This window comes from Lacticaseibacillus manihotivorans DSM 13343 = JCM 12514 (assembly GCF_001435035.1).
GTDB lineage: Bacteria > Bacillota > Bacilli > Lactobacillales > Lactobacillaceae > Lacticaseibacillus > Lacticaseibacillus manihotivorans.
The window spans coordinates 1-6,723 of record NZ_AZEU01000016.1; the positions used below are offsets into that span (position 1 = coordinate 1).

At 44.6% G+C, this 6,723-nt stretch carries 5 protein-coding genes; all 5 read right to left on the minus strand.

Annotated elements, in window-relative coordinates; genetic code table 11:
• Window positions 1–138: 138 nt before the first annotated feature.
• Window positions 139–486 carry a hypothetical protein gene (locus FD01_RS00795; protein ID WP_054720035.1) on the minus strand — a complete coding sequence of 116 codons (348 nt, stop codon included), beginning with the start codon at window positions 484–486 and terminating at the stop codon, window positions 139–141.
• 13 nt (window positions 487–499) lie between these two features.
• A complete protein-coding gene (locus tag FD01_RS00800; protein WP_056962286.1) occupies window positions 500–1,744 on the minus strand; it encodes a Y-family DNA polymerase in 1,245 nt (414 codons plus the stop codon).
• A gap of 697 nt (window positions 1,745–2,441) precedes the next feature.
• A complete protein-coding gene (locus tag FD01_RS00805; RefSeq protein ID WP_056962283.1) occupies window positions 2,442–3,479 on the minus strand; it encodes a hypothetical protein in 1,038 nt (345 codons plus the stop codon).
• 152 nt (window positions 3,480–3,631) lie between these two features.
• Complete coding sequence (locus tag FD01_RS00810) at window positions 3,632–4,867, minus strand: restriction endonuclease subunit S (RefSeq protein ID WP_056962284.1); 1,236 nt, start codon at window positions 4,865–4,867, stop codon at window positions 3,632–3,634.
• Window positions 4,819–6,690, minus strand: coding sequence for an HsdM family class I SAM-dependent methyltransferase (locus FD01_RS00815; RefSeq protein ID WP_235802916.1), 1,872 nt, complete (start codon window positions 6,688–6,690; stop codon window positions 4,819–4,821). The genes FD01_RS00810 and FD01_RS00815 overlap by 49 nt, the downstream gene beginning before the upstream one ends.
• Between the last annotated feature and the right edge of the window lie 33 nt (window positions 6,691–6,723).

Sequence of the window (6,723 nt, forward strand, 5' to 3'; positions counted from 1 at the left end):
TGATTTATTCATTATACCCTCTCTTAAAAGTTGTCTCAGGAATCAGCTTACATCCACTATCGCGAAAATCTTGAATTGCTCTACAATTTTGCTCGATAAACTCCTGAAGTTCTTCCCTGTCCATAATGTCCCCTCGCCTTATGCTTTCTTTGTGTGGTAGCTTGTGCTGAAGCCGTGGCCATGTGATGCGTCAAAAACGATGTCGGTGCCTGGATGCACCAAGTGATCGGTGTCTCGATATTCAATAGATAAATTGCAGTGTTGTTTTAAATCTCGCATTACTTGTCCATATTTTGCCTTATCGTGTTCAAATTCAACTAGGTCCCAGCTATAATGTAACAGGTCCTGATGATGATGGGCTTGGAGGAACAGCGAGTAGCAGCTATAGAAGCGATTATCGACCACGAGGATGCTATATCGCCAGTTGTATTTACGTTGGAAGTGGTGATTCAGGTTCTTTAGCATGAGTTTAGATTCGCGAATCATCTTGAGGCCCCCCCTAACCTTGATGTCCGCCGACTAGACCGGCACGATCGATGGCGGTGCCACCAGCAGTCTTCGAACTTGCTCTTACCAGGGCTTTGAACCCAAAACGATCTCTAATTTGATCGATTGTGTGTTCTAGGCGATCGTTGGCGTCGTGTGTCTTGATTGGCTCGAATAGGCTTATTTGTACTGCGAACGGCTTCTTGACCTTAGTGACGCGAACGCCGATGTTCCTTAGCGGTTGTCCGTTCCACTTCTTTGCGAATAAAAAGTGAACTGCTTGAACAAGTTCGTCTGTCCGATTGGTTGCGTCGATATTCGTCTGAGCTCCAAAATGTGTCTTTCCGTTAATATCCGGCTCAGAAAATCCAATTTCTATGGCCACATTCGATGCTACCAGGTTACGTTTACGCAGCCGGGTAGCAACCTGATCGGTAATCTCGGCTAAGACTGTCTCACAATCGGCTCTGAGCACATAGTCACGCATCAAAACCTGACTATTTCCATATCCGTGTGTGTCGGTTCGCGGAACGTACCGCCTCTGTAGCAAACTATAATCAATCCCCCAAGAATGGTAATAAAGCGCATCTCCTAGGACGCCAAGCTTATCATGTAAGACTGATTGCGGCGTGTGTGCGACGTCGCCAAGGGAGTAGATTCCCATTCGCTGTAATTTAAGCGCCGTTTTTGAGCCAATGGACCAAAAGTCTGTGAGCTTATCGATCGGCCAAAGCTTTTCTGGTATCGTTTGATAAGTCCAAGTGGCTTGCCAAGGTGGTCTGACCTTGGCCTCGTTGTCCAGTGCCAACTTTGCCAGTAGTGGATTGTCCCCTATCCCGACGGTGGCGACGATTCCGGTCGTCTCAAATACCTCATCCTGGATTGCAGTCGCAATTTGTTCGTTACAACCAAAAAGTCCATGGGATTCAGTGACATCCAGGAATGATTCATCTATAGAATAGATGTACCAATCCGAGTCAGTGGTGTAGTGTCGATAGATGTCATTGATCGTGTAGTTGATCCGAATGTAGTCGCTCATATGAGGTTCAACGATTTGGATATCCATTGACGGATTCAATTCGTAAGACCTGGTGCCAAGCTTGACACCGTAGTTTGTTTTGCAAAGCGGTGATGCTGCCAGAATCAAACCACCCGCAGATTCTTCTCGGGAAAGAACTGCATTTTTTGCTGCCAATGGATATTCCGCGCGTCTTATAGCTTCGACGCTCGCATAAAAAGACTTACAGTCAATACACATTAAGTCTCGTTGCGGGAGCTGAGATGGGTCAGCGAACGGTGTTCCTGGCAACGGGTTCGGAAGTGGCCTTAGCGTGTCCTTTTGTACTTGATGGATATTGAGCTGCCGTTGACGATCCCTAGGTCTCTGTAATGTAATGTGAGTTGTGTCTTCAGAGGATTGGTTCCACCACTTCTCTGGTTCAATGATCTTGACATGACGAATCTCGGTCACATCGATTGCTTGAGTTGTGTTGTCATTCTGTAGAAGAACAACCTGATTATCACTGATGCCGATCACTGCACCCTTAATGGCCGGCGAAACTTGATTGTCGTAAAGTGGTGTCAATTGCACAGATACTACTTTGGAATCTGACCAGGCTTCTTGCAGTCGTGCGTCGATGGCACTGGCTGTCATCTCTGGCAAAACTTGTTCTGGCTGTTCGGATTTTGCAGCTTCACTGAGGTAGGCGCTGTGATTGCTAAGTAACCAGCCCATCCATTTGGCCATGCCGCGGTCGGGATAAAGCCAGTTTTCGCGCGGTACCGTTTGCAAATTTTCCTGCTGCTGCACTGCCGCCACGCCCCTTTCTGAGTCCTCTATTGTTTCAGTATACGAACATGTGTTTGTTTTGGCAAGCTAAAAATCAGGGCAATTTGCTAAAAATATGCAAACTACCCTGATTATTAATAATCGACGTGCGTGCGGCGATTCTGGTTCAATTGTTCCTCACTCTCGTGATTAAGAGCTCACTGGTGGATCCAGGATGCGCTTCAGTGAACTTTTTAGAAGCAGCACTCTTTGAAGTTGCGCGAACTTTTCCGTAATCACGCTTAAATTGTTTGGATGAACCGTCTTTTTGCTTACGTTCATAAACGGTCGAAATTTGATATATTCGCAATGGCGCTTCAGATGTTTCTTCAGTTACAACTTCAAAGTCAGCTGCAATAGTATCTGATATTTTTTTTAAGTGATCAAGCGGAATGACGGACTGGAGCAGAGGCGTATCGTTTTTATCCCAGGGGTTATTTGGCGTCAACACAGCGAGATCACCACGATACACGGTTGTGTTTTGAGCTGGAAAGTATCCGCGCCCAGTTCCCTGCCAAATGATTAGCGGTTGCTCATCGATTGGGTAGTAAAAGTCGAAGCCGTCGTTGTTTGCGACCTTTCTTGAAAAGGTATCTGCTGCGCAACGCACCGTTACATTTTCCACAAATCCATAGAGCTCGTGAAGTTTGTCAATGACGACCTGACGATCAGATTCGAGGAAGATTGTGGTATTAGATGCGCCCTTTTTTACGCGATTAAAATCGTAAGCCCATCGCGAAAACTTTTCGTTAGCTTCACTTCTTGGCGCTTCACCAAACCTACGATTCGGATCAAAACGGCGATCGTCAAACTTGCTGAGCTGCGGGCGATAAACCCAAAGTTGATCATGTACAGCTGCCTTGCCAATAAAATCCCCGATTGTTACGTTCTCAGATGTTACGACATACATACTGATTGGCTTGTCGGGTTCGGAATGCCAAGTATTATTATCAGAGTCTAAATACTTGGCGTATGTGTCAAACTGCCGCCACAACTGATCACGTTGTGTCTTATACACTGCCTTCTTTTCGTCAAGCAGCGTTTGCAATTCCTCAAGATCACGAGCCGAGGCCATGTTTTTGACGAAGGACTTTGCCTGACTACGGGCATGATAGATTTTGGTGAGGTTCTTGTGTTCTATGTCCCACTTTTTTGATCCGGCCATGCTACTGCCTCCCCTTACTTATTTCTTTGAAGAAACCTGTACACGTTGGTATAACTCCATTATAGTTTAATCTAATTAACATGTACAGGTTAATTAGATGAAGGACGATATGCCTTTTCAGCGAGGATTGGACAAGTAAAGCGCCGTAACCATTAATAATGATTACGACGCTCAAGATTGACTACCCGTTTAGTCGCTGCAACTTGCTTGTCTTTCCACTCAACAACACCGCGAATGGCCAATTTTTCTATAACGTGCGTATAGCGACTCATTAAGGCGTAATCAGGCAGTCCGCGCGTAGTTACCGGTAATAGTAATTTGTCAGAGCGAATTTTTGCTCGTGAAATGGAGTTACCCCATTCGTATTTGCCTGACAGAGCTTTGTACATACATGCAGCAATGAATTGATAACTATGGCTCTCATCTGGAATAGTGTGTTTTAATTTTAGCCAGAGGTTATGACTATCGTTTGAGAAGTAGTCTTTTGGCTGATAGAAGACAGTGAGGGTCTTACCACCAATAAATAGGGAGTTGCCGTCCATTAGCAGCTTCCTGTCATAATCAATGTATGAACCGATACCGTTATTTTCACGGCTAGCGCCCACGTATGGAGTGCCACCCTGAAAATTCGAAATCTGGGATTTAATGATGTTGGTGGTATTCCTAATTTCAAAAATATCTTCCAAGAAGAATTTAGACCAGCGCACCCCCCCATTTCTGAAATCGCTTACTATGCGTTTTTCTTCATCAGAGAGTACGTAGTCATTAAGACCAGTTGCAACCAGATATGCCTCAAGTTCCTTGATCCGTTCCGCCTCAAGCTCCTTGATATACGCTTCCATATAGTCGAAAGCGATTGATCCATTATGGTGAACTGGTAAAGTTACCACACTTGTCTTTATGCGCTCCCAACCAGCTTTATTGGACCAGTCAAACTTGAATCTTACCGATTTTTGAAGCGCTCCGACTAAGAACAGATACCCCTTGTCAATGTGCTTAGGCTTGTGAATCAAGTCTATTGCATAGGCATCTTGAAGAACCGTGAAGTTTCTTGTTTGGTAAAACATGACACCTGTATTTGCACCGTTTGCAGAGACTGAGATGACATTTTTGAAAATCGTGGCATTTTCGACTGGCACATAATTATTCAGCCCTTGATTTACTATGCCCGCTGTCAATGCGGGTAATGGATTGGTCTGCGTAGGGTGACTGGGTAAATCACCGGCCTTATATTTCAGGTTGTTGAACTTCAATTTTTGGAAAATCGACTGAATTTCGAAATTCGAATTATGAACTTGATATTTTGCCCGGACACGGCTATCAATCGTCGAGTTCGGGCCTAGATAAAATCCGGATTGTCCGCCGATAACACTTGAGAGACTTCCCAACTTAAATAGTCACTGACGGTTTTTTTGAAGTCGGCTTCCGTAGGGGCAATGTCAACCTTCTTGTTGTAGTTCCAGTCTTTACCGCTGGTTGGATTGATGGTCCCCTTGTAGTAGTTGTCGTCCAAGACAAAGTAATTTGTTTTCTTGGTCTTGTCTAAAACAATATCTATAACTTCTTGATAGTGCCCCTTGGCGTCGTTAGTGTCGTGTAGATTAACTTTCGCTTTTTTACGATTGGTTCGGGTGTAGCCATCTTCACGCAGATCGAAGAAGTAAACGTTGTCGTCTTTCTGATGCGGCTTCCCAACCTCAAACAGGTAAATGGACGTTTGGACACTAGCTTTAAATAAGTCTCCCGGCATTTTGATGCTGGCTTTAAGCCGATTGTTACGCAGGATTCGCTTGTTGATTTCAGTGGCCTTACCACTACCGGCGCTATCTTGGATAATAACGGCGCCGAAGCCTTTAGTCTGTTTTTCGAACGCCTTCTCTACGAAAATCATTCCGTTACCTTCAGCTGAGTATGGAGGATTAAGCAGGAATACGTCTGCTGGGAAAGGATCCTCATTGTAGGCATATCTCCCATCATAGCTCGTAAGTGAGTTGTCGTTTACGATATTTGAAGATCCGTCGCCCATTAAAATCATGTTCAGCACAGCCAACATATACACGTTGGCCAGCAACTCAACCCCTAGTAACTGCCGAGTCTTAATGTGCTCTATTTGTTTGCGCTGCTCGGTTAGGTTATTCGAATACTGATTCTTGGCATCGTCGATCATTAGATTCATTGCACTAATGAGAAAACCACCAGATCCTAGCGCCCAATCCCAAACGTAACTATTCATATTAGTTTGGGTGAGACGTGCCATAAAGTTCGTTACGTAACGCGGCGTTAGGACAACATCGTTAGCTCCGCCGTCTGGAACGTCAACCCAGGAATTCATCACATTAAACAACTTGCCGGTGAAGTCATTGGTTCCCGTCACGTCATAGACAGGAATTAACCTGGTGTAAACCTCTTGGTAGATGGACTTGATTGGCGTTTGAGTTTCCGTATCTGTGCGTTGGTTCAAGTTGTTGTCTACAAAGTTTGTGCGCAATAGATTAAGGATTTGCTCCTGCTTCTTTTGGGGGAGTTCCCGTTCTTTCAAAAAGTTCTTGATTTTGTTAACGATCTTTTCGCCATCTGTATTTCCGTCTTCAGTAGATCCTGTAAGTTCTCCGGGGGTAAGCCGTGCAACTTTCCAATCGCCATTGGTGTCTTTCACCCCAACCGCAGCCATTAACGCACCTGCGACGACGTTGATTCGCTGACTGGGAATAATCTGCTGCTCATCATGAAGCTTTTGGTTAAGTTCTTGTAACACGGCCTCAATTTTTGCGTCATCACGAATGGCTCTCTGTTCTAATTCCTTTGGATCCGTTTGTACGTCTGCAATTTTCTGGAAAAATAGAGATTTTGCTGGCTCGGAATTTTTCAAAAAATCTAAATTTTCGAAGTCATCAACATAGATTGGTAGCTCAGGCTCCGAAGCGTTGATTACGTAAGTTCGAACTTCGTAGTGAATCTCATTGGCTGCGTCTTTAGTGCCGTTGATCCCAACCACTACGACTTCCTTATATTCAGTATCCTTAATAATATTCGCCGCATAGTAAGCCGCCCCATTGACCGCATATTTGGGAATTGCTTGTTTATAGTCAAACTTCCCTGTTGCATCGCGTAAAACAACTAAACCTTGTCTATCAGTTTTCTCAAGCTTGCCTTTGGTACCTTTGTATTCAATAATTACCGGTAATAATTTTTCCCCGCGTTTTACAATCAAGTTAGCCACTATCGTTAGCACTCAGACAAAATA

Bases quoted from the DNA above. Each gene is read 5' to 3' on its own strand.
- FD01_RS00795 (WP_054720035.1), bottom strand. From the start codon at position 486: ATGATTCGCGAATCTAAACTCATGCTAAAGAACCTGAATCACCACTTC.
- FD01_RS00800 (WP_056962286.1), bottom strand. From the start codon at position 1,744: ATGTGTATTGACTGTAAGTCTTTTTATGCGAGCGTCGAAGCTATAAGA.
- FD01_RS00805 (WP_056962283.1), bottom strand. From the start codon at position 3,479: ATGGCCGGATCAAAAAAGTGGGACATAGAACACAAGAACCTCACCAAA.